The following is a 22,470-nucleotide window of genomic DNA, read 5'->3' as shown; positions in this document are numbered from 1 at the left end:
GAGAGCCAGCCTGCTGGCGATGGCAGCACCACGGTTGCGGATTCAGTAAAACATCGACCGCGACTCTTGCAGATCCGCACACAGTTCCTTGTTCTCCGGGTCGATACCGAGCTTGCGGAAAGCCGGAACGCTCAGCGGATCGATCCGCGCGAAGGGATGCTCGGTGTCCTTGTGGCAATACAGGCTCGCCACCTGCACCACATCCACATAATCGATCTCAGCCGAATCGCGTTTGAAATCCTGATAAAGCCCCGGCAACGCCACCAACCGCTCGGGAAACTCCCAGACGCGCAACAGCTTGTCGCCGAGCAGCGGATGGATGCGGTCGATCACATGATTGAGGCTGATCGGGTCCGAAAGCAGTTCGTAGTGGTCTTCGGCGTAGGTCAGAATCGGCAGCACGCCGATCTGGTGCACCAGCCCGCCCAGCGCAGCCTGATCAGGCTTGAGGGCGGTGTAGCGGCGACACAGGGCATAGCTGACCCCGGCAATCTCCAGACTCTTGCGCCAGACTTCGCGCATTTTCTGTTCGACCACCTCGGAGCGGGCGTGAAAGATCTGCTCCATCACCAGGCCGATGGCCAGGTTGCTGCTGTAGTTGATCCCCAGCCGGGTGATCGCAGTGTGCAGGTCGGTGACTTCCTGAGCCGCGCGCAGCAGGGGACTGTTGACCACTTTGATCAGGCGCGCCGACAGCGCCGTGTCGCGGCCGATCACTTTGCTCAGGTCGCTGACGCTGATTTCCGGGTCTTCCGCGGCCTTGCGAATCTGCAGGGCCACTTCCGGTAGCGTGGGCAGAACCAGGTCATCGTTATCGATGGCCGCAACCAAATCCGTTTGGACTTTTTCTGCCAGTTCGCTCATTTAAACTCTCTAGGGTGTTGCGACAAATGCTGCGCTCAGCGCTGGATTTCGCGGTCGCGATCCAGTTCGTAAGGCAGGTCGAGCACATGCAGCGTCGGGCCTTCGAGAGTGCCCAGGTGCAGATCACCGGCTTCGGCAGCTTCGGCCTGCAATACCGCCAGGAGTTCAACGTTGTGGCCCGCGTCGACGGCGGCCAGCACCACCTCGCCGATCGAGCTGTTGTGGCTGGGGGCGAACAACGGCGTGCCGGGCTCCGGCAGTTGCGTGCCGCCCAGGCTCAGGCGATACAGACGGCGCTTGAGTTTGCCGAGGTACTGCATGCGCGCGACGATTTCCTGACCGGTGTAGCAGCCTTTCTTGAAACTTACACCGCCGACCGCTTGCAGATTGAGCATCTGCGGGATGAACAGCTCGCGCGTGGTCGGCATGACCTGGCCGATACCGGCGCGAATCTGCCCCAGCAGCCATTGGTTCAGCTCGGCTTCGGGCAACGTTGCGGCCAGTCTGGTCTTGATCGCGTCGGCCTGCTCGGCCGGCACCCAGAGTTCGGCGCGCTGTGGCGACACGCGGATTGCGATCAGTGCTTCGTGACGCACGACACTGTCGGTTTCTACCGGCAACTCCAGACCGAGGCTGGCCAGCGCGGCATCACCCTGTTCAACGCCGAAGCGCGCCCAGGCGGCGCTTTCATCTGTCAGTTTTGATTTGGAGAACACCGCGTATTTCTTCAGGTCCGCCAGTTGCGGCTCCAGCAGTTCGCTGGCCATTGCCATCAGCACGCCGTCGCCTTCGAGCAGAATACGGAAACTCGACTGCATCCGGCCTTTCTGCGTGCAACGGGCACCGAGGCTGGCGCGGTTGTCGCTGAGGTAATTGATATTGCAGGTCAACTGGCCTTGCAGGAATTTTCCGGCATCCGCGCCGCGAACCGCGAGAACGCCTTCATGAGACAGGGTGCAGAAAAAAGCAGAATCGGCCATGGGTCATCGCAGGGTAAATAGACTGGGGCACATCATAAGGGGGCGTTGGTGAAATGGGTAGTTGATAAAGGATCGGTGGTGCCCGACCAAAGCCGACTGTGCGACCCGTCCGGGGTCTGTATACTTGCCGCCAAATTCGAGGAGGGCTCCATGGTCGAACAAGTTGAACTGAATCGCCTCTTTTGGCACAGCCGTCGCGGCATGCTTGAGCTGGACGTGTTGCTGGTGCCATTCGTGCAGGAGGTTTACGCGACGCTCAATCAAGTGGACCGCGATTTGTACGTCCGTTTGCTGACGTGTGAGGATCAGGACATGTTCGGCTGGTTCATGGAGCGCAGCGAGTCGGAAGACCCGGAGCTGCAACGCATGGTCCGGATGATTCTGGATCGTGTCCAGCCCAAGTAACACGTTCGAATGCCGCTGGCATGCCTCACGGCAATTGCTGGCGGCGTATCTGTTGGTCCAGGCGTTCGCCTTGGGCGCATTGTTTCTATTGTCGATTCCCGTGTGGGCCAGTCTGCTCGCGGCATTCGGCTGCGTGCTGCACGGTTTATGGGTGTTGCCACGGCAGATTTTGCTCAGCCATCCAGAGGCATTTCGTGGATTGCGTCGCGATGCCGATGGCTGGCAGGTCTGGAATCAGGCTGATGGCTGGCAAGCGGCACAATTATGCCGCGACAGTCTGGCGCTGCCGCTGATCGTGGTGTTGCGGTTTCGCTTGCGCGGCGAGTGGCAGGTCAGGTCGATCTGTGTACCACGGGATGCGCAGACGGCCGATGTGCATCGGCGCCTGCGCGTACGGCTCAAGTTCAGCCGGCGTAGGTGGGCGGTACCAGAATAGTGTCGAGCGCCTCGGGCAGCATCTGCGGGTAGTCGAGGGTGTAATGCAGGCCGCGACTTTCCTTGCGCTCCATCGCCGAGCTGATCATCAGTTCGGCAACTTGTGCCAGATTGCGTAGTTCGATCAGGTCGCGGCTGACTTTGTAGTTGCTGTAGAACTCGTCGATTTCGTCGAGCAACAACCGCACGCGGTGCTGCGCCCGTTGCAGACGCTTGTTGGTGCGCACGATGCCGACGTAGTCCCACATGAACCGGCGCAGTTCATCCCAGTTATGCGCGATGATTACGTCTTCATCGGAGTCGGTGACCTGGCTGGCGTCCCAGGCGGGCAGGGCGCTTGGCGCGGTAACGTCGTCCAGTTGCGCGAGAATGTCTGCCGCCGCCGAACGCGCATAGACGAAACACTCCAGCAGCGAGTTGCTGGCCATGCGGTTGGCACCATGCAGGCCGGTGAAGCTGGTTTCGCCGATGGCATACAAGCCCGGCACATCGGTGCGACCGTTCTGATCGACCATCACGCCGCCGCAGGTGTAGTGCGCGGCAGGCACCACCGGGATCGGTTGTTGAGTTATGTCGATGCCGAAGCCGAGGCAGCGCTCATAAACCGTCGGGAAGTGACTTTTTACGAACGCTTCGGGTTTATGGCTGATGTCGAGATAAACGCAATCGACGCCCAGGCGCTTCATTTCATGGTCGATGGCCCGGGCGACGATGTCCCGCGGCGCCAGCTCGGCGCGCGGGTCGAAGCGCTGCATGAAGCGTTCGCCATTGGGCAGCTTCAAATGTGCACCTTCGCCGCGCAGGGCTTCGGTGATCAGGAAACTCTTGGCTTGCGGGTGATACAGGCAAGTCGGGTGAAACTGATTGAACTCCAGGTTCGCCACGCGGCAACCCGAACGCCAGGCCATGGCGATGCCATCTCCGCAGGCACCGTCGGGGTTGCTGGTATAGAGATAAACCTTGGCGGCGCCGCCGGTGGCCAGGATCACGAAACGTGCGCCGTAAGTGTCGACTTCACCGGTCTTGCGATTGAGCACATAGGCGCCAAGGCAGCGCTCGCCGGGCATGCCCAAACGGCGCTCGGTGATCAGATCGACGGCGACGCGCTGTTCCTGCAGATCGATATTCGGACGCTGTTTGGCCTGGGCCAGCAAGGTTTTGAAAATTGCCGCGCCCGTGGCATCGGCGGCGTGGATGATGCGCCTATGGCTGTGGCCGCCTTCGCGGGTCAGATGGAATTCGAATCCGCCGTCTTCGGTCGCGGACTGATCATCGCGCGTGAATGGCACACCTTGATCGATCAACCACTGGATAGCCTCCCGACTGTGCTCGACGGTGAAGCGCACGGCATCTTCATGGCAAAGGCCACCGCCAGCGTTGAGTGTGTCATCGACATGGGATTCGACCGTGTCGGTGTCATCAAGCACCGCGGCGACGCCACCCTGGGCCCAGAATGTCGAGCCGTTGGCCAGATCGCCTTTGCTCAGCACGGCAATGCGCAAATGACCGGGCAAGGTCAGTGCGAGACTCAAACCGGCAGCACCGCTGCCAATGACCAGAACATCGTGTTGAAACTGTTGGCTCATTTCAGGATTCCGCTCAAAGCGACCCGGATCGGGGTTGGCGCAAGACAGCTGGATCGGCGAGTCAAGACAGCCACACAGCCCACTAGTATATAGAGGGGTGGGACGGCACAATAGCCGGGCCGGTATGGCATTGTGAAACTACTGTGAGCGCAAAAACCGCACGCTTCGTCGGAAGTTTTTCTTACCCCTAATGGGTGAAGGCGACTGTATCGGCGCTGAAACACGGTTTTTCCGCGCAGGGTTATCGAATGTCGGTGGGTAGCGGCTATAAATAATTGGAACTTTTGCCAAAGGCTCAAGATCAATAGTCGGTGCCAGAGATAAGGGACGTGTCGGCTTCAGTATGCAATCTGCGGTTGGATTGCGGTCCGCGAAACCGATGACAAGATTATTCGCGCAGCCGGTTCATCCCGCGCTGCGTTTTTCGTGCGTGTCAAATCAGAGCCCGCAGGAAACTTGCTTGGAGGGGGAGAACTTTTGCGAAAAGCCCGAGTCTATGTTTGCAAGTCTGGTCGTTTAGTTATGCAAGCCTCCTCCGGGCTTATCGAGGAGTGTTCATGCTAACCCAGGAAGAGGATCAGCAGCTGGTCGAGCGCGTTCAACGCGGCGACAAGCGAGCTTTCGATCTGTTGGTGCTGAAGTATCAGCACAAGATTCTCGGGTTGATCGTGCGGTTTGTGCACGACACCCATGAAGCCCAGGACGTGGCTCAGGAAGCCTTTATCAAGGCGTATCGAGCGCTTGGAAACTTTCGCGGCGACAGTGCGTTTTATACGTGGCTGTACCGTATTGCCATTAACACGGCAAAGAATTACCTGGTTTCACGCGGCCGCCGGCCGCCGGACAGCGATGTAAGTTCCGAGGATGCAGAGTTCTACGACGGCGATCACGGCCTCAAGGATCTCGAATCACCAGAACGTGCGTTGCTGCGGGATGAGATCGAAGGCACCGTCCATCGAACCATTCAGCAACTACCAGAAGATTTGCGCACGGCTTTAACTTTGCGCGAATTCGACGGTCTGAGTTACGAGGACATTGCGAGCGTCATGCAGTGTCCGGTGGGTACCGTGCGCTCCCGGATTTTCCGCGCTCGGGAGGCCATCGACAAAGCCCTGCAACCGTTGTTGCAGGAAAACTGAGACAGCGGCGACAGCCAAGAGAGGAACGCCATGAGTCGTGAAGCCCTGCAGGAATCGCTGTCCGCAGTGATGGATAACGAAGCGGACGAACTGGAATTGCGTCGAGTGCTTAATGCACTGGATGATGTTGAAACCCGTGAGACCTGGGCTCGTTACCAGATCGCTCGGGCAGCCATGCACAAGGATCTGCTGCTTCCGCGTCTGGATATCGCTGCGGCAGTGTCTGCTGCGCTGGAAGACGAAACGGCCCCGGCCAAAGTATCTCGCAGCCCATGGCGCAGCCTCGGCCGTCTGGCTGTTGCAGCTTCGGTGACGGTTGCCGTGCTGGCGGGTGTTCGCCTGTACAATCAGGACGAAATCGCTGGCGTCGAACTGGCTCAGCAATCCAACCAGCCAACGCTGGCGACCCCGCAAGTCAAGGGTCCGGCTGTTCTGGCAGGCTACAGTGAGAGCTCTGAAGCCACTGGCCCGATGGCCAACGGCGTACTGCAAGGTCAGCCAGGCTGGCATGATCAGCGTCTGCCGGGCTACCTGCGTCAGCATGCCCAACAGGCTGCTTTGAAAGGCACTGAAAGCGCGCTGCCTTATGCACGTGCCGCAAGCCTGGAAAACCGTTAAGGAGGATCATGCGCGCCATACCTCTACTTTCGCTTCTGCTCAGTGGCTGGTTCGTTGTTCCAGCCCACGCTGATGAGGCCCAGGATTGGTTGACCCGGCTGGGCCAGGCCGAGCAGCAGCAAAGCTTTTACGGTACTTTCGTTTACGAGCGTAACGGTAGCTTTTCTACCCACAACATCTGGCATCGCGTCCAGAACGGCCAGGTCCGCGAGCGGTTGCTTCAGCTCGACGGTTCGGCACAGGAAGTCGTGCGCATTGACGGGCATACTCAATGCGTCAGCGGCACCCTGATTGCCGGGCTGGGAGACTCGCCGAATGCTGCGGCTCGTCCTCTTGATCCCAAAAAGCTGAAAAACTGGTATGACCTTGCGGTCATTGGCAAGTCGCGCGTGGCCGGCCGAGACGCCGTGATCGTGGCGTTGAAGCCTCGAGATCAGCATCGCTACGGATTCGAATTGCATCTGGACAAAAAAACCGGCCTGCCGCTCAAGTCGTTGCTGTTGAACGACAAGGAGCAGTTGCTCGAGCGATTCCAGTTCACCAGCCTCAATACTGATCAAGTGCCGTCTGATGGTGATCTGCAGGCCAATGCCGATTGCAAGCCAGTCAAGCTCGACAGCGACAAAGCGTCGGCAGTCAAAACGGCGCAAACCTGGCATTCGGACTGGTTGCCGCCGGGCTTCGAACTGACCAGCAGTACGTCGCACAAAGACGCCGAGACCAAGACGCAGGTCAACAGCCTGCTGTACGACGACGGTCTTGCGCGTTTCTCGGTTTTTCTTGAGCCATTAAACGGCGCGACAGTGACCGATACCCGCACTCAGCTCGGTCCGACCGTTGCCGTGTCCCGTCGCCTGACCACGCCGTCGGGTGAAATGATGGTGACCGTGGTCGGCGAGATCCCGATCGGCACTGCCGAACGAATTGCTCTGTCGATGCGAAATTCCGATGGCGCCGCAACCAGCAAACAGTAAGCTGATTTCAGCGATTCGCGTTTTATCAACGAGGCGTGGAAATGTTTGCTGAGCATTTTCATTTGCAAATACCCCGGAAATTTTTTATAGGTCAGAGCCTCACGGCTCTGGCCTTGTTTGTTGTTGCCGGAACAAAAATGCCGGTCTGTGGTTTCCGGTGTTCCTTGCTCCATATCGCTTAACCCTGCTCGTCGTAACGGGAGCTGTATGTCGATACTTAGCTTGAAGTCTTATCTTTCCATTTTCGCCACCGTGCTGGTGCTCGGTCAGGCAGTTCCTGCTGCGCAGGCGGCCGATCTGCCTGACTTCACCCAATTGGTCGAACAAGCTTCGCCAGCCGTGGTGAACATCAGTACCACGCAGAAACTGCCGGATCGCAAGGTCAACCAGCAGATGCCCGATCTGGAAGGCCTGCCACCAATGCTGCGCGAGTTCTTTGAGCGTGGCATGCCGCCGCAACAGCGTTCCCCGCGTGATGGTCGCCAGCGTGAAGCGCAATCGCTGGGTTCGGGCTTCATCATTTCCCCGGATGGCTACATCCTCACCAATAACCATGTGATTGCCGACGCTGACGAAATCCTTGTGCGTCTGGCTGATCGCAGCGAGATGAAAGCCAAGCTGATCGGCACTGACCCACGCTCCGACGTGGCGCTGCTGAAAATCGAAGGCAAGGATCTGCCGGTACTCAAGCTCGGCAAGTCCCAGGATCTGAAAGCTGGCCAGTGGGTGGTTGCCATCGGTTCTCCATTCGGCTTTGACCACACCGTGACCCAAGGCATCGTCAGTGCCGTGGGCCGCAGCTTGCCGAACGAAAACTATGTGCCGTTCATCCAGACCGACGTGCCGATCAATCCGGGCAACTCCGGTGGTCCGTTGTTCAACCTCAACGGCGAAGTGGTCGGCATCAACTCGCAGATCTATACCCGTTCCGGCGGCTTCATGGGCGTGTCCTTCGCCATCCCGATCGATGTAGCGATGGACGTTTCCAATCAGCTCAAGAGCGGTGGCAAGGTCAGTCGTGGCTGGCTGGGCGTGGTCATCCAGGAAGTGAACAAGGATCTGGCCGAATCGTTCGGTCTGGATAAACCGGCCGGCGCGCTGGTTGCGCAGATTCAGGATGACGGTCCGGCAGCCAAGGGCGGCCTGCAGGTCGGCGACGTGATTCTGAGCATGAACGGCCAGCCGATCGTCATGTCCGCTGACCTGCCGCATCTGGTCGGCGCGCTGAAGGCTGGCGCCAAAGCCAATCTCGAAGTGATCCGCGAAGGCAAGCGCAAGAACGTCGAGCTGACGGTCGGCGCGATTCCGGACGAAGACAAAGAGCTGGATACGCTGGCGAAATCCGGCGCTGAAAGCAGCAGCAATCGCCTCGGTGTTGCAGTCGGCGAGCTGACCGCTGAGCAGAAGAAAGCCTACGACCTTAAAGGTGGTGTGGTGATCAAGGAGGTGCAGGATGGTCCTGCCGCCCTGATCGGCCTGCAGCCAGGTGACGTGATCACCCACCTGAACAACCAGGCCATCGGTTCGGCCAAGGAGTTCACGGATATCGCCAAGGCGCTGCCGAAGAACCGCTCGGTGTCGATGCGCGTTCTGCGCCAGGGTCGCGCCAGCTTCATCACCTTCAAACTGGCTGAGTAATCCGCTGGGAAGGGTAAAAAGAAAACCGCCTCGAAAGAGGCGGTTTTTTTATGCCTGAAGCTTTTGCTCAGCGACCGGGCTCAGCCCATCATGTCCTTGATCATGCGCTCCTGCTCCATCAGCTCGCGCTGGCGGGCATCGATGCGTGAAGAGAGCGGGAAGTTGCTACCGGCCTTGCGCTTGGCGAAGTCCAGTTGCTGAATCGCCTGACGGTAGTCGCCGACCAAGGCGAAATATTCCGCTCGAGCCTGGTGCAGGCCGATGATGTTGCCTGACAAGCCGCGGGTCTCGGCCACTTGATACCAGACGTCCGGATCGTCCGGGCGCGATTTGAGCAGGGCTTCCAAGGCTTTCTCGGCATCCGGCGCACGGTTCTGCTTGAGCAGCAGGTCAACGCGCACCTGATTGAGCGGATAGTTGCCCGGATACTGCGTCAGCATGCGGTCCACTCGCGACTGTGCGTCGGGCAGACGATTGTTGGTGATATCCAGGTCGACCTGAGCGAGGTTGTAGATGATCTCGTTCGGCGATGTTGCCAGCAATTGTTTGAGATTTTCCCGCGCCTCGTTCAGTTGCCCGCCCTTGATCTGCGCGATGGCCAGCCCGTAGCGCGCCACATCGTTTCTTGGATTCTCATCCAGCAGCGCGCGGAAACGCTTGGCGCCCAGCCCGGGTGTTTCTTCGTAGATCAACTGCACCCGCGCGCGGATCAATTGATAGCGCTTGGAATCTTCGATGCCGCCCGGTCTGGCCTGTTCGGCGCGGTTGCGGGTGTCAGCGATACGCGATTCGGTCACCGGGTGCGTCAGCAGGAATTCCGGCGGCTTGGCATCGAAGCGATACTGGCGCATCAGGCGTTCGAACATGGTCGGCATCGAGCGCGGGTCGTAACCGGCCTTTTCCAGGTTGAGGATGCCGATGCGGTCGGCTTCCTGTTCGTTCTGTCGGGAGAAGGTCCGTTGCGCCTGAATCGCCGCCGCCTGGCTGCCGGCAATCGCCGCAATCCCGGCATCGCCTCCCCCTGCCGCAGCGATGACGATCCCGGCCAGCAGGGCGGCCATCATCGGCACCTGCATGCGCTGCGAAGCCTCGACGCCGCGGGCGAAGTGGCGTTGCGACAAGTGCGCCAGTTCGTGTGCGAGGACCGAGGCATATTCACCTTCGGTCTGCGCGTTGAGAAACAGACCGCCGTTGACTCCGACCACGCCTCCAGGCGCTGCGAAGGCGTTGAGCTGTGGGCTGTTGATCAGAATGAATTCGAGACGCCGGTCAGTGACCTGGCTGGTTTCCACCAGCTTGTACACGCTGGATTCAACGTAGTCTTTCAATTGCGGGTCGTTGAGTTGTGACACCTGGCTGCGCAACATGGCCAGCCAGGCGCGGCCGAGCTGGTATTCCTGTTGCGGTGAGACAATGGCAGAACTGGCGTCGCCGAGTGACGGCAGATCGTCGGCAAAGCCTGGTGAGGCGAGCAGGCAAGCGAGCGTCAGCAGGGTAGGGCGCAGAAAAGTCATGCACAAAGCCTTGGAAGACAAAGACCTTACTGTAGCCGGACACCAACGCTGCGACCAGATATTCTAGGTAGCTCAAGACCTGAACCGGAGTGACGCAATGAGTGACGCTGTAGCCCCTGACGTAGAACTGGACGCCACTGGCCTGAACTGTCCGTTGCCGTTGCTCAAGGCAAAAATGGCGCTGAATAAAATGGCCAGCGGCGAAGTACTCAAGGTGACTGCTACGGATGCGGGCTCGCAACGCGACTTTCGCACCTTTGCCAAACTCGCCGGTCATGCGCTACTGCGTGAAGAGGACGAAGCCGGCGTCTTCCGTTACTGGCTGAAAAAAGCCTGAAACTGACAGCGTCAAAACCTGAGGATTATTGATGTTCAAAGTGTTGCGCGACTGGATTCAGCGCTATTTTTCCGATGAGGAAGCGGTGGTGCTGGCGGTGCTGCTGTTTCTCGCCTTCACCGCGGTGCTCACCCTCGGCGGCATGCTTGCGCCAGTGTTGGCCGGCATGGTGCTGGCTTATCTGATGCAGGGGCTGGTGGTCACGCTTGAGCGAATGCGCGTGCCGGGCGGTGTCGCGGTGGGTTTGGTGTTTGCGCTGTTTATGGGCGCGCTGATGCTGTTCATCGTCGTCGTGCTGCCGTTGCTCTGGCATCAGTTGATCACCCTGTTCAACGAACTGCCGGGCATGCTCGCCAAGTGGCAATCGCTGCTGCTGTTGCTGCCGGAGCGCTATCCGCATCTGGTATCCGATGAGCAGGTGCTGCAGGCGATCGAGGCGGCGCGCGGCGAGATCGGCAAGTTCGGCCAGTGGGCGCTGACCTTCTCGCTGTCGAGTCTGCCGCTGCTGGTGAACATCATGATTTACCTGGTGTTGGTGCCGATCCTGGTGTTCTTCTTCCTTAAAGACCGGGCCATGATCGGTGAGTGGGTGCGTGGGTATCTGCCCCGTGAGCGTGCGTTGATTACCCGCGTTGCGCAGGAAATGAACCGGCAGATCGCCAATTACATCCGCGGTAAAGGTATCGAAATCGTCATTTGCGGTGGCGTGACCTACATCGCTTTTATCGCGCTCGGTCTCAACTACGCGGCGCTGCTGGCGTTGCTGGTGGGCCTGTCGGTGGTGGTGCCGTATGTCGGTGCGGTGGTGGTGACTGTTCCGGTCCTGTTGATTGCTTTGTTCCAGTGGGGGTGGAGCGATCAGTTCATCTATCTGATGGCGGTTTACGGAATCATTCAGACGCTGGACGGCAACGTGCTGGTGCCGCTGCTGTTTTCCGAAGCGGTCAACCTGCATCCGGTGGCGATCATCTGCGCGGTGCTACTGTTTGGCGGGTTGTGGGGATTCTGGGGCGTGTTTTTTGCAATCCCGCTGGCGACGCTGTTCAAGGCTGTGCTCGATGCGTGGCCGCGCAAGGAGCCGGTGGTGGCGCCGCTGCTTTAGCGGTTGATCCGAATTGCTCGGTCAAACTCAAGATCTATCCGCGAGCAGGCTCGTTCCCACATTTGGAATATGATTCCCAGTGGGAGCGAGCCTGCTCGCGAAAGCGGCGGTAAATTCAGCAGGACCATCAGGCTTTATTCAGAGCCTGTGCAGCAGCCAAAACTGCATCCACATGCCCAGGCACCTTCACACCGCGCCATTCCTGACGCAGTACGCCATTCTTGTCGATGAGAAAGGTGCTGCGATCAACGCCCAGGTATTCCTTGCCGTACAGCTTCTTCAACTTGATCACGTCGAACAACTGGCAGACGGCTTCGTCCTTGTCACTGATCAGCTCGAACGGAAACTCCTGCTTGCACTTGAAGTTTTCGTGTGACTTCAGGCTGTCGCGGGAGATGCCAAAGATCTCCGTGTTGGCAGCCTTGAACGCTGCGTATTGATCGCGAAAACCTTGGCCTTCGGTGGTGCAGCCCGGGGTGCTGTCCTTCGGATAGAAGTAGATCACCACTTGCTGGCCCTTGAGCGCTGCCAGGCTGACGGTTTGCCCGCTGGTGGCAGGGGCTTCAAAATCGGCAACCGGTTGGTCGATGACAACGGCCATTAGAGCTTCCTTACATTGGGTTTTGTGGGCGCCAAGGCTCGATCAGCGCATCCAGATTCATCGCATCGGAGAAATCGAGGAACTGATCACGCAGCCAGCTGATCTGCGTGCCGGCCGGCAGCGTCACGGTAAAAGTGGCGTTGAGCATGGTGCCGCCGGTCTGTGGTGCCTGATAGGTGTCGCAGGTCAGGTTTTCCAGTTCGACGTTGTGGTCCATGAAGAACTGGCACAACTCATTGATGATGTCCGGGCGATACGCCGAACTGACGTAAGCCACATACGGCAATGCCTGTGGGCGGTTTTCCAGCGGTGCGCTGCGCACCACGTTGACCGTGAACGCGTGTTTCTTGGCGAGGCCAGGCAGACTGACTTCGAGGCGGGCGAGGGCGTCCCAGCTGCCGGTAATCTCGAGAACCAGCGCACTGCACTCGCCATGGCGAGTCAGGCGCGAAGTCACCACGGCGCAGCGATTTTCATGGCTGGCGCGGCACAGCACGTTGGTCAGCTCCATCGGGTTGGCGCCGAGAGCACTGATGACAAGGAATTGTTCGCGAACTGTGGGGGTGGACATGCAGCATTCCTAAAGCGATGAGCGGTCGGTAGGTTGAGGCGTTGGATGCCGGAAGGTGCCTGTTGTGACGGTCCGTTCAAGGCGACCCGGCCAGCGCCCGCGGCTCGCTCCATTGACGCGTGAGCACGACGAGGCGATGCAGGAACAGGGTCTGGAAGGCCGAAACGGGAGGCAGAAACCCGGCGTACAAGCTGATCAGTACCGATCAAAGTCTGAAGGGTAGCGAAAAGCGGCGCCAAGGGGAATGGCGGCAGCGCAGTACTTCGCTTGTGCAAGCATCTTGGCGCCAGTACCATTACCGCTCTCTTTTTCCGGCAGGAGCGGTTTCATGATTGCGGGCAGTATGGTGGCACTGGTCACTCCCATGGATGCACAAGGGCGTCTTGACTGGGACAGCCTCAGCAAACTCGTGGACTTCCACCTCAAGAATGGCACCCATGCCATTGTCGCGGTCGGTACTACCGGCGAGTCGGCAACCCTTGATGTAGATGAACACATCGCCGTGATCAAAGCCGTGGTCAAACAGGTTGCCGGGCGCATTCCGGTCATCGCCGGTACTGGCGCCAACTCGACCCGCGAAGCCGTCGAGTTGACCCGTAATGCCAAGGAAGCCGGCGCAGACGCCTGCCTGCTGGTGGTTCCTTATTACAACAAGCCGACCCAGGAAGGTCTGTACCAGCACTTCAAGCACATCGCTGAAGCGGTCGACATTCCGCAGATTCTCTACAACGTTCCTGGCCGCACCTCCTGCGACATGCAGGCCGAGACCGTGATTCGCCTGTCCACCGTACCGAACATCATCGGTATCAAGGAAGCCACCGGCGACCTTAAGCGTGCCAAAGCGATCATCGATGGCGTGGGCAAGGATTTCATCGTGTTGTCCGGCGATGATCCGACCGCGGTCGAACTGATCCTGTTGGGCGGCAAAGGCAATATCTCGGTGACCGCCAACGTCGCGCCGCGTGAGATGGCCGACCTGTGCGAGGCCGCGCTCAAGGGCGACGCCGACACCGCACGCGCAATCAACGAAAAACTGATGCCGCTGCACAAAGACCTGTTCATCGAAGCCAACCCGATTCCGGTGAAGTGGGCGCTGGTCGAAATGGGCCTGATGCACGAAGGCATCCGCCTGCCACTGACCTGGCTGAGCACACCTTGTCACGAAACGCTTCGCACGGCCCTGCGCCAGTGCAGCGTCCTGGTTTAATTGAGGAAGTACAACGCATGAAGCGAATGGCCGGACTTTCCGCACTTGCCTTGATTATCTCCAGCACCAGCGGCTGCGGATGGGTCTGGGGGCCGGAAGGTTATTTCCGCGACCGTGGTAGCGATTACCTGCAAGCGCAACAGACTGCACCGATGCAATTGCCACCGGATGTGAACACCTCCAAGCGTCTCGATCCGCTGTTGCCGATCCCGCGCAACGTCGCCGATGACACCGCCAAGGGCGAATACATCGTTCCGCGTCCGCAGCCTCTGTCTGCCGTGGCCGACGCCAGCGACTACTCGCTGCAGAAGAGCGGTGACTCGCGTTGGGTCGTGGCCCAGCATCCGCCGGCCGAAGTCTGGCCAGTGGCGCTGCAGTTCTTCCAGGACAACGGTTTCCGTCTGGATGAACAGCGTCCGCAGACCGGTGAATTCACCACTACCTGGCAGCATTCCGATGAGCTGTCGGCATCGATGGCCAAGCGCCTGAGCGCGGCCGGCATCGCCAGCGACAGCGAAACTCGTGTGCGTGTACGCATCGAGCCGGGCGTGCAGCGCAACACCAGTGAGATCTACGTGGTCAGCGCCGAGCGTCCTGCCGGCAGCACCGCCGATGTCGCCTTCACCAACCGTTCGGTCAACACCGGTCTGGATGCTGCGCTGGTCGACGACATGCTCGCGAGCATGAGCCGTACGTCCGAGAAGGGCGGTTCGGTGTCGATGCTGGCTTCGCGTGATTTCGACGCGCCAAGCCGTGTCAGCCTCAGCGAAGACGGCAGCGGCAACCCGGTGTTGAACGTCGGCACCGATCTGGACCGTGCCTGGTCGAGCGTTGGTCGTGCACTGGAACAGGGTGAATGGCGCGTTGAAGACATCAACCGCAGCCTGGGCCTGTACTACATCAACCTGGCCGAAAAAGCCGAGAAGAAAGACGACAAGCCTGGCTTCTTCAGCAGCCTGTTCGGCAGCGCGCCGAGCAAGGAAGAAGTGGAAGCCCGCGCCGAGCGTTATCAGGTACGCCTGAGCAAGGTCGGCGAGAACATTCAGGTGACCGTCGAGAAAAACATCAACACCGTCGCGCCAGCTGATGTGGCGCGTAAAGTGCTGAGCGTGATTCAGGACAATCTGGGCTGATCGACCATGCGTTTTGCCGTTCTCGGCAGCGGTAGCCAAGGGAACGGCACGCTGATCGCCAGTGCTGATACGTTCGTGCTGGTGGATTGTGGTTTTTCCCTGCGGGAAACCGAAAAACGCCTGTTGCGCCTGGGTGTTCACCCGGCGCAACTGAGCGCGATACTCGTGACCCACGAACATGCCGACCACGTGCATGGCGTGGGTTTGCTGTCTCGGCGCTACAATCTGCCGGTCTACCTCAGTCGCGGCACACTGCGCGGGATGCGCAAACCGCTTGAGCCGGCAGGTTTTCTGGCCGGCGGCGAGCAACTGCAGATCGGTGCGCTGAGCGTCGGGGTCATTGCCGTGGCCCATGATGCGCAGGAACCGACCCAGTATGTCTTCAGCGATCAGGAACAGCGGCGCTTCGGCCTGCTCACCGACCTGGGATCGTACTGCGAGCGGGTGCTGGACAATTATCGGGACCTCGATGCATTGATGATCGAGTCCAACCATTGCCGCGACATGCTGGCGCGCGGTCATTACCCGTACTTTCTCAAGCAGCGGGTGGGCGGTGAGCTGGGACATTTGAACAACCACCAGGCGGCATTCCTGGTGGCCGAGTTGGGCTGGCAGGGCTTGCAACACCTGGTCCTGGCCCATCTGAGCAGCAAGAACAACCTGCCGCAGCTGGCCCGGCAATGTTTTGTCGACACCCTCGGGTGTGACCCGGACTGGCTGCAACTGGCCGATCAAGATTCAGGGCTCGACTGGCGCCACATCGCCTAGCCCACCTACTTAGCAAGCGGAGCCCATCATGGAAAAACGTGAAGAACTCTACCGCGGCAAAGCCAAATCGGTTTACAAGACCGACGACGCTGACCGCTTGATCCTGCTGTTTCGCAACGACACCTCGGCGTTCGACGGCAAGCGCATCGAGCAGCTCGACCGCAAAGGCATGGTCAACAACAAGTTCAACGCCTTCATCATGCAGAAACTCGAAGCGGCCGGCATCCCGACCCAGTTCGACAAACTGCTGGCCGACAACGAGGTCCTGGTGAAGAAACTCGACATGATCCCGGTCGAGTGCGTCGTGCGTAACTACGCCGCTGGTAGCCTGGTCAAGCGTCTGGGCGTCGAAGAAGGCATGAAGCTCAACCCATACACCTTCGAACTGTTCCTCAAGGACGACGCCAAGGGCGACCCGTTCATCAACGAATCCCACGTCGTGGCATTCGGTTGGGGCACCGCCGAGCAACTGGCGCGCATGAAAGAACTGTCGCTGAAGGTCAACGAAGTACTGACCAAGCTGTTCGACGACGCAGGTCTGCTGCTGGTCGACTTCAAGCTTGAATTCGGCGTGTTCAGCGACGGCTCCATCGTCCTCGGCGACGAGTTCAGCCCGGACGGCTGCCGTCTGTGGGACAAGGACACCAAGAAGAAGATGGACAAGGACCGCTTCCGCCAAGGCCTCGGTGACGTCATCGAAGCCTACGAAGAAGTCGCCAATCGTCTGGGTGTACCGCTTTAATCGACGCAAGCATCTGATAGCACGAAGAAAATTTCGAAAGAGGGTTTGCTTTCGGTAAAAGTGTTGTTATGATGCGCGCCGTTGGAGAGATGCCAGAGTGGCCGAATGGGACGGATTCGAAATCCGTTGTACCTTCACCGGTACCTAGGGTTCGAATCCCTATCTCTCCGCCATTATTGAACAAGACGAAGCCCCCGTAATCATTGATGATTACGGGGGCTTTTTCGTTTCCGGACTTTCGTTTAGGGCATTTTTAGGGCAAAAAATGACATCATGAGGACGCTTTAGGCCTGTGTATGCTTCAGCCAATTTCGATAGCGTGCTGTTGGGTTTGCGCTAATGGCGAGGGCGCGCGCGAGATATTGGAGCCTATCAGGGAGTTACGTATGTGGGTTTGGCAGGAAGCACGACAGCGTTGGCTGTTGGTGGCAGGGGTATAAGCCTCAGGTTGCCTTTGTGGCAGTTTTTGGAAGGCGGAGCTATTGCCGCATTTCTATGTGCAGACGCAACGATCAGTGTCACGAGCGATCTGCTTGTCGGACTCATATCCGCATATGCCGATTCTTCTACCTGCAGCACCATGCCTTCGCCGGCAAGGTCTCGGGGCAGACGTTCGGCACGGCGACGACTGCCCCAGCCATTAACCTGCTGCGGATCGAGGAAAACCTCTCAGTCGCTTGGTAACGACTGTCCGGCACCTACGTCGAAAATCTCCCTTGGCTTGAATTCGCTGAACGTCACGACCGCGTCCACACCTTCCACTACATGGACCCGTCTTACTGGCAGACAGCCGGTTACGGCGTGGACTTTCCGTTCGAGAACTACGAACGGATGGCCGACTTCATGCGCCACTGCAAAGGCAAGGTGATGGTCAGCATCAACGACCATCCGGATATCCGCCGTGTGTTCGATGGTTTCGATTTCGAAACCTTAGACTCCTCTACACCACAACCAACCAGCGGCAAGGCGAAGCCGAGGTGAGCGGTGAGCGGGTGATCATGAACTGGGCGCCAGAATCGTTGGGCGGCTTGTTCTGATCATCATGACGCGAATGGCATTCCGACGGCCTGGTTATCCAAGTGGTATTTTCGATGAACAGGGCGAGGCTGCTTTCTTAATCTGGAAATTCATATGGTAGATATCACGGGCTATTCGCTTGGTCGACAGTGCCTATTGGAGGCGATCATATTCATTGTGGCCTCGTCACGCCGCCATCAGGGCTACGCTCTTAACGTCGTCAAAACGTGCAGGGGGCTTTGTGCCAATTACTGAACTAGCGCAACAAGTAGCGATCCAGTCCTTTGCTGCCCCAAGAAAAAGCTTGCCGTGCTCATGAAATTTATCTGAGGTGGAATACGACCTCAGGAGATACGCTCAGAGAAAGCCAAGACGTCGACAGATGGCGCGTTTTAGGAATACAGGCATTGAGGAAGAAGCATGTTGAATGTTGACGAGTTCCCCACGGACAATGGGCAACCCACTGAGTACGAGAGTCTGATCACCAGGGGGCCCCATTCGCTCGATGCCATTCCGGGGGCAATCTACTTGTGTGACCGCAACGGATGGCTCGTCAGCTTCAACAGCGAAGCGGTCAATCTGTGGGGAAGAACACCTGCCCTAGGTGAGAATGGGGACCGTTTTTGCGGCTCGTACCGGCTCTACACGACAAACGGCACGCCATTAGCTGTTGACGAATGTCCCATGGCTTCCACCCTCATCAAAGGCCTAAATTCGCGTAACCAGGAGGTTTTGATCGAGCGCCCGGACGGATCACGCTTTGTAGCGCTCATGAATATCCGCACCCTTAGAGACCAGCGTGGGGAAATCCAAGGCGCGATCAATTGCTTTCAGGACGTCTCGGCGCACCACGCAATAGCCGAAGAACTGCGACGCCAAGGCTCCGATCTTGAAGACTTTTTCGAAAACAGCGCCGTCGGCCTTCATATTGTCAGCGGCGAGGGCATTATCCTGCGTGCCAATAAAGCGGAGTTGTCGCTGCTGGGTTATTCCCCGAACGAGTACATTGGCCGTCACATCACCGATTTCCATGTTGACGAGCCGGTAATCGGAGACATCCTCAATAAACTCAGTAGCGGTGATTGCCTGAAAAGTTATCCGGCGCGTCTGAGGGCTAAGGACGGCACCATCAAACATGTCGCGATTACCTCTAACGGGCGATTTGAAGACGGTAAGTTCTTCAACACACGTTGCTTCACTGTTGATGTGACGCGCGTGCATGAAGCTGAAGTTGAGCGCCAGGAGAGCGATGATCGGCTTGCGGCTACCTACGAGGCGGCGACCATCGGAATTGCTGAGGCGGGAGAGGATGGCCGCCTGCTCCGGGTGAACGATGCCCTTTGTACCATGCTAGGTCGCTCTCGCGAGCAGCTGCTGACGATGACCTTTTTTGACTATACCCATCCGGACAGTGTTGAGCAGGATAGAGAGTTATATGCACGGCAGGTGGCAGGTAACCTGGACAACTACGTGTTGCGCAAAAAGGCCATGAAGCTCGATGGCCAGCCGCTTTATCTCGATATTCATAGCTCGTCGGTAAGGGCTCCTGACGGCAGGTTCCGCTATGGTGTGCGCGTCATCCAGGATGTGACGCTGGCCCGGAAAACGGAAAACCGGTTGCGAGAAAGCGAGCGTCACATGCGCAATTTACTAGAAGCGCTGCCGGCGGCCACCTACACTACTGACGCTGAGGGGCGCATCACATTCTATAACCGTGCGGCAGTCGAGTTGTCGGGGCGAACGCCGCAACTGGGCGAATTATGGTGCGTAACCTGGAAATTGTTCAACACCGATGGCTCCTATCTTCCTCACGACCAATGCCCCATGGCCGTAGCTCTTAGGGAAAATCGGCCGATTCGGGGCGTTGAGGCCATAGCAGAGCGTCCGGATGGCACACGTGTGCCATTTACGCCTTATCCGACCCCCCTCCATGATGCCGACGGAAACCTTGTCGGTGCCATTAACATGCTGGTGGATATCACCGAGCGTAAGCAAGCAGAAGACCGACAAAAAAACCTGATCGACGAGCTGAATCATCGAGTCAAGAACACGCTGACTACGGTTCAGTCCCTAGCGGCGCAAACAGCGCGCAACGCCAAGGATGCCAATGATGGGTACACACGGTTCGAAGCCCGGTTGCTCGCATTGTCGCGTGCCCACGATCTGCTGACTAAGCGGCATTGGGGCCTTACCCCGCTGGATCTGCTAGCCCATGAAGTGTTAACGCCCATATTTGGCCAAGAGCCCGGCCGCGTCGTGATCACTGGTGATGCCTTCAACGTTGACAGTCGCGTCGCACTGAACCTCACCATGACGCTCAATGAGCTGGCAATCAACGCCCTTAAATACGGAGCGATGTCCACCGAGAGGGGGACACTTTCAGTGAGGTGGAGCGTGCAACCCAAACCGAACGGAGCGCTACTCAGCCTGGACTGGCGTGAACAGGGCGGTCCCCCCGTGTTCACGCCTGAGCGAGAAGGATTGGGTTCGCGGTTGATGAAGCGCTGCATCGAGCGTGATCTAGGCGGTTCTTTTGAACTCGACTTCTCCCGTGAGGGCGTTCGCTGCCGGTTCTCGTTCACACTCGCTGGGGATTCACCATGATCTCTATCAAAGGAATAAAGGTGCTTCTGGTTGAAGACGAAGGCGCCATTGCCATGTTGATCGAGGAGATGCTCGAGGAATGGGAGTGCACGGTAGTCGCCTCCGTGGCCCGACTAGCGGAGGCTCTGCAGGCGGCAAGTGTGGTGGATGTAGATTTGGCGATTCTCGACGTAAACCTGGCTGGAGAGCGCGTTTTTCCGGCAGCTCGGACTCTGCGTGCGCGCAACATCCCGTTCTTGTTCAGTACGGGTTACGGCGCTAGCGGCCTGCCGGAAGAGTTTGCGGATTGTCCGGTCCTGCATAAGCCGTTTTCGGACATCGATCTTCGGTCAAGAATTGCACTAACGCTGAAATATTAGTTCAGTAAAGCTCTTTTGCTTGTGTCCGATCATTGGAAAGGGGGGCGGCAGCAAGAGGAGATGTTTGATTTGACACTGGGTGAGACCCGCATACGCATAGACGAAAGTGAGAGCCAGGCGCGCAGTATCTCGTCGTGAATGCCTTCATTGGATGACAAAAGCCGGTATCGGCCGTACGCGGCGTCCGCACATCTGACCTATACAAACCGATAGACGATGATTCCGGTCGACACTGCGCATTGAACTCGCTTTTTTCTGGCGCAATCCATTGGTCATCGAGAGCCTGGGAACCGGTCGTCCCGTAAAAATCCTGTGACCTTGTCTGCCATTGCGCAAGGATTCGCTCCGTTACCGGTACGGATAAAAGCCCAGCAGACGATTATTTGTCTGCCGGGCTTCCTGGTCTTACGAGAACGAATTCCTATCAGGCCGAGGCTTCAAATCTCCTTAACCGGCGTCTCCCCCTGCACCGCCTTGATCAACCCGATCACGTGAAGACAATCCGCCTTGTTCACATAAGACTCGCCGCTGGCGATGGTCTCATGGTTGCCTGCTCTCAGTCTCCAGCGCCATTGTCCCTGGCCGGTGCGGGGGGTGCCTCTGGATTGCCTGTAAATCTCGAAATACATTCAGTTCGCTCCATGCGATTTAGATGTGCGTCAGTCGGTGTGGCGCATCGTCGCAAGCCTAGCGCAGACGGTTTTTTTGGCTATCGGACATTTGTTTCCAATCGTTGGCGGATGTTTCCGAGGGGCGCGGGCTAGAGCGGGGGGATAGGCGTCCGGATTGGCCGATATGCCGCTGTTTGCTTGTTGCAACGCTGCCAGCGCTACTGCTTAATACGGGACGGCTCATGGCGTCGAAACTGATCGGCGACCGACAAACACTATAAAAAAGAGCACTCCCTTTGACTGAGCACGGAACGCAACAGGCCGGGCAGGTGACGTTATCGCTGGTGGTCCCGGTTTTCAACGAAGAGGACAGCCTCGACACCTTTCTGCGGCGGATCAATGAAGTCTTTCAGCAGCAACCGTTGATTGACCTTGAGCTGGTGTTCGTCAATGACGGCAGCACCGATGCCACCCTTGAGCGTCTGCTCGGGCATCAGCGGCATGATCCGCGTCTGCGCATCGTCGATTTGAGTCGCAACTTCGGTAAAGAGGCGGCGTTGTCTGCCGGTCTGCAGATCGCCACCGGGCAGATTGTCGTGCCGATCGATGCCGATCTGCAGGATCCGCCGGAAGTCATCCTGCCAATGATCGAGCGTTGGCGCGAAGGTTATGAAGTCGTGCTGGGGCATCGTGTCAGTCGCCGCAGCGACACCTGGGCCAAGCAGGCGTCCGCGCATTGGTTCTATCGCCTGCACAACCGGATCGCCGAACAGCCGTTACCCGAGAATGTCGGCGATTTTCGTCTGATGGATCGCTGCGTGGTCGATGCGTTGCTGACGCTGCCCGAATCCCGACGCTTCATGAAGGGCTTGTTCGCCTGGGTCGGTTTTCGCACCACGCACGTCGATTACGAACGCCCTGAGCGCGCGGCGGGGCAAAGCAAGTTCAACGGCTGGCGGCTGTGGAATTTCGCCCTTGAAGGCATCACCAGTTTCAGCACCGAACCGCTGCGCGTCTGGACGTATGTGGGCGCGGCGGTGTCGCTGGTATCGTTTGCCTTCGCCATGTTCATTGTCCTGCGCACGTTGATCCATGGCGTCGACATGCCTGGTTACGCGTCGCTGATGGTGGCCGTGACGTTTCTCGGCGGCTTGCAATTGATCGGCATCGGCGTGCTCGGTGAGTACCTGGGCCGCACCTATATCGAATCCAAACGCCGGCCGGTTTTTCTGGTGCGTCGCGTCTACGACCCCAAGGACTGACAC

At 58.5% G+C, this 22,470-nt stretch carries 22 protein-coding genes, 1 tRNA gene and 1 pseudogene; 17 read left to right on the top strand and 7 right to left on the bottom strand.

The window, feature by feature from the left end; all coding sequences use genetic code 11:
- Positions 1 to 42: 42 nt before the first annotated feature.
- Positions 43 to 864, bottom strand: coding sequence for an HDOD domain-containing protein (locus J3P75_RS20975; protein ID WP_434708031.1), 822 nt, complete (start codon positions 862 to 864; stop codon positions 43 to 45).
- A 35-nt stretch (positions 865 to 899) separates the two neighbouring features.
- Complete coding sequence (locus tag J3P75_RS20970) at positions 900 to 1,844, bottom strand: YgfZ/GcvT domain-containing protein (RefSeq protein ID WP_434708030.1); 945 nt, start codon at positions 1,842 to 1,844, stop codon at positions 900 to 902.
- Positions 1,845 to 1,994: 150 nt separating this feature from the next.
- On the opposite strand from J3P75_RS20970, the gene J3P75_RS20965 reads away from it, so the two are divergent.
- Both J3P75_RS20965 and J3P75_RS20960 read left to right on the top strand, forming a co-directional pair.
- On the top strand, positions 1,995 to 2,249 hold the full coding sequence (locus J3P75_RS20965; protein WP_007911418.1) for a succinate dehydrogenase assembly factor 2: 255 nt from the start codon (positions 1,995 to 1,997) through the stop codon (positions 2,247 to 2,249).
- The gene (locus J3P75_RS20960; RefSeq protein ID WP_434708029.1) at positions 2,233 to 2,685 is read left to right on the top strand and encodes a protein YgfX; all 453 of its coding nucleotides are present in this window, start codon (positions 2,233 to 2,235) and stop codon (positions 2,683 to 2,685) included. Before J3P75_RS20965 ends, J3P75_RS20960 begins: the two co-directional genes overlap by 17 nt.
- Here the strand turns inward: J3P75_RS20960 and nadB are convergent.
- Entirely contained in the window at positions 2,654 to 4,270 is a 1,617-nt protein-coding gene (nadB, locus tag J3P75_RS20955; protein WP_434708028.1) for an L-aspartate oxidase, read from the bottom strand. The two genes, J3P75_RS20960 and nadB, sit on opposite strands and share 32 nt — an antisense overlap.
- Positions 4,271 to 4,827: 557 nt before the next feature.
- Between nadB and rpoE the strand changes: the two genes are divergently transcribed.
- The 4 genes from rpoE to J3P75_RS20935 all read left to right on the top strand — a co-directional run bounded on the left by rpoE (position 4,828) and on the right by J3P75_RS20935 (position 8,639).
- Positions 4,828 to 5,409 carry an RNA polymerase sigma factor RpoE gene (gene rpoE / locus J3P75_RS20950; protein WP_003172477.1) on the top strand — a complete coding sequence of 194 codons (582 nt, stop codon included), beginning with the start codon at positions 4,828 to 4,830 and terminating at the stop codon, positions 5,407 to 5,409.
- A 30-nt stretch (positions 5,410 to 5,439) separates the two neighbouring features.
- Positions 5,440 to 6,027 (top strand): sigma-E factor negative regulatory protein, encoded by a 588-nt coding sequence (locus tag J3P75_RS20945; protein WP_090282201.1) that lies wholly within the window; start codon positions 5,440 to 5,442, stop codon positions 6,025 to 6,027.
- 8 nt (positions 6,028 to 6,035) lie between these two features.
- Positions 6,036 to 7,001, top strand: a complete 966-nt coding sequence (locus J3P75_RS20940; RefSeq protein ID WP_434708027.1) for a MucB/RseB C-terminal domain-containing protein — start codon at positions 6,036 to 6,038, stop codon at positions 6,999 to 7,001.
- Between the two features lie 207 nt (positions 7,002 to 7,208).
- Entirely contained in the window at positions 7,209 to 8,639 is a 1,431-nt protein-coding gene (locus J3P75_RS20935) for a DegQ family serine endoprotease (RefSeq protein ID WP_206414868.1), read from the top strand.
- Between the two features lie 80 nt (positions 8,640 to 8,719).
- On the opposite strand, the gene J3P75_RS20930 is transcribed toward J3P75_RS20935, so the two are convergent.
- Complete coding sequence (locus J3P75_RS20930; protein WP_434708026.1) at positions 8,720 to 10,153, bottom strand: M48 family metalloprotease; 1,434 nt, start codon at positions 10,151 to 10,153, stop codon at positions 8,720 to 8,722.
- A gap of 97 nt (positions 10,154 to 10,250) precedes the next feature.
- Between J3P75_RS20930 and J3P75_RS20925 the strand changes: the two genes are divergently transcribed.
- Complete coding sequence (locus J3P75_RS20925; RefSeq protein WP_434708025.1) at positions 10,251 to 10,490, top strand: sulfurtransferase TusA family protein; 240 nt, start codon at positions 10,251 to 10,253, stop codon at positions 10,488 to 10,490.
- 31 nt (positions 10,491 to 10,521) lie between these two features.
- Positions 10,522 to 11,592 carry an AI-2E family transporter gene (locus J3P75_RS20920; protein WP_090282206.1) on the top strand — a complete coding sequence of 357 codons (1,071 nt, stop codon included), beginning with the start codon at positions 10,522 to 10,524 and terminating at the stop codon, positions 11,590 to 11,592.
- 127 nt (positions 11,593 to 11,719) lie between these two features.
- Here the strand turns inward: J3P75_RS20920 and J3P75_RS20915 are convergent, their stop codons facing one another.
- Together J3P75_RS20915 and J3P75_RS20910 are read right to left on the bottom strand one after the other, a co-directional pair.
- Positions 11,720 to 12,193 carry a peroxiredoxin gene (locus J3P75_RS20915; protein ID WP_434708024.1) on the bottom strand — a complete coding sequence of 158 codons (474 nt, stop codon included), beginning with the start codon at positions 12,191 to 12,193 and terminating at the stop codon, positions 11,720 to 11,722.
- Positions 12,194 to 12,203: 10 nt separating this feature from the next.
- Positions 12,204 to 12,764: a glycine cleavage system protein R gene (locus J3P75_RS20910; protein ID WP_434708023.1), complete on the bottom strand. Its 561-nt coding sequence runs from the start codon at positions 12,762 to 12,764 to the stop codon at positions 12,204 to 12,206.
- Positions 12,765 to 13,092: 328 nt separating this feature from the next.
- On the opposite strand from J3P75_RS20910, the gene dapA reads away from it, so the two are divergent.
- From dapA to J3P75_RS20870, 8 genes and pseudogenes are all read left to right on the top strand, one after another.
- Entirely contained in the window at positions 13,093 to 13,971 is an 879-nt protein-coding gene (dapA, locus tag J3P75_RS20905) for a 4-hydroxy-tetrahydrodipicolinate synthase (protein WP_434591328.1), read from the top strand.
- 17 nt (positions 13,972 to 13,988) lie between these two features.
- Positions 13,989 to 15,104 (top strand): outer membrane protein assembly factor BamC, encoded by a 1,116-nt coding sequence (gene bamC / locus J3P75_RS20900; RefSeq protein WP_090282211.1) that lies wholly within the window; start codon positions 13,989 to 13,991, stop codon positions 15,102 to 15,104.
- Positions 15,105 to 15,110: 6 nt separating this feature from the next.
- Positions 15,111 to 15,872, top strand: coding sequence for an MBL fold metallo-hydrolase (locus J3P75_RS20895; protein ID WP_434708022.1), 762 nt, complete (start codon positions 15,111 to 15,113; stop codon positions 15,870 to 15,872).
- Between the two features lie 28 nt (positions 15,873 to 15,900).
- Positions 15,901 to 16,614, top strand: a complete 714-nt coding sequence (purC, locus tag J3P75_RS20890; RefSeq protein ID WP_090282213.1) for a phosphoribosylaminoimidazolesuccinocarboxamide synthase — start codon at positions 15,901 to 15,903, stop codon at positions 16,612 to 16,614.
- An 83-nt stretch (positions 16,615 to 16,697) separates the two neighbouring features.
- Positions 16,698 to 16,787, top strand: a tRNA-Ser gene (locus J3P75_RS20885).
- A 376-nt stretch (positions 16,788 to 17,163) separates the two neighbouring features.
- Positions 17,164 to 17,651 (top strand): annotated as a pseudogene (locus J3P75_RS20880) (DNA adenine methylase); the annotation flags it as partial.
- A gap of 400 nt (positions 17,652 to 18,051) precedes the next feature.
- Positions 18,052 to 20,235 carry a PAS domain-containing sensor histidine kinase gene (locus tag J3P75_RS20875; RefSeq protein WP_434708021.1) on the top strand — a complete coding sequence of 728 codons (2,184 nt, stop codon included), beginning with the start codon at positions 18,052 to 18,054 and terminating at the stop codon, positions 20,233 to 20,235.
- Positions 20,232 to 20,594 carry a response regulator gene (locus J3P75_RS20870; protein ID WP_093103781.1) on the top strand — a complete coding sequence of 121 codons (363 nt, stop codon included), beginning with the start codon at positions 20,232 to 20,234 and terminating at the stop codon, positions 20,592 to 20,594. The genes J3P75_RS20875 and J3P75_RS20870 overlap by 4 nt, the downstream gene beginning before the upstream one ends.
- Before the next feature lie 437 nt (positions 20,595 to 21,031).
- Here the strand turns inward: J3P75_RS20870 and J3P75_RS20865 are convergent, their stop codons facing one another.
- Positions 21,032 to 21,223 (bottom strand): YegP family protein, encoded by a 192-nt coding sequence (locus tag J3P75_RS20865; protein ID WP_090282215.1) that lies wholly within the window; start codon positions 21,221 to 21,223, stop codon positions 21,032 to 21,034.
- A 278-nt stretch (positions 21,224 to 21,501) separates the two neighbouring features.
- Here J3P75_RS20865 and J3P75_RS20860 point away from each other — a divergent pair, with 278 nt between their 5' ends.
- Positions 21,502 to 22,467, top strand: a complete 966-nt coding sequence (locus J3P75_RS20860; protein ID WP_434708020.1) for a glycosyltransferase family 2 protein — start codon at positions 21,502 to 21,504, stop codon at positions 22,465 to 22,467.
- The last annotated feature ends 3 nt before the right edge of the window (positions 22,468 to 22,470 follow it).

Origin of the sequence: Pseudomonas sp. R1-1, assembly GCF_051132135.1 — a bacterium.
Lineage (GTDB): Bacteria > Pseudomonadota > Gammaproteobacteria > Pseudomonadales > Pseudomonadaceae > Aquipseudomonas.
Note: the sequence above shows the minus strand (reverse complement) of the source record. Positions and strands in the feature narration are given on the sequence as shown.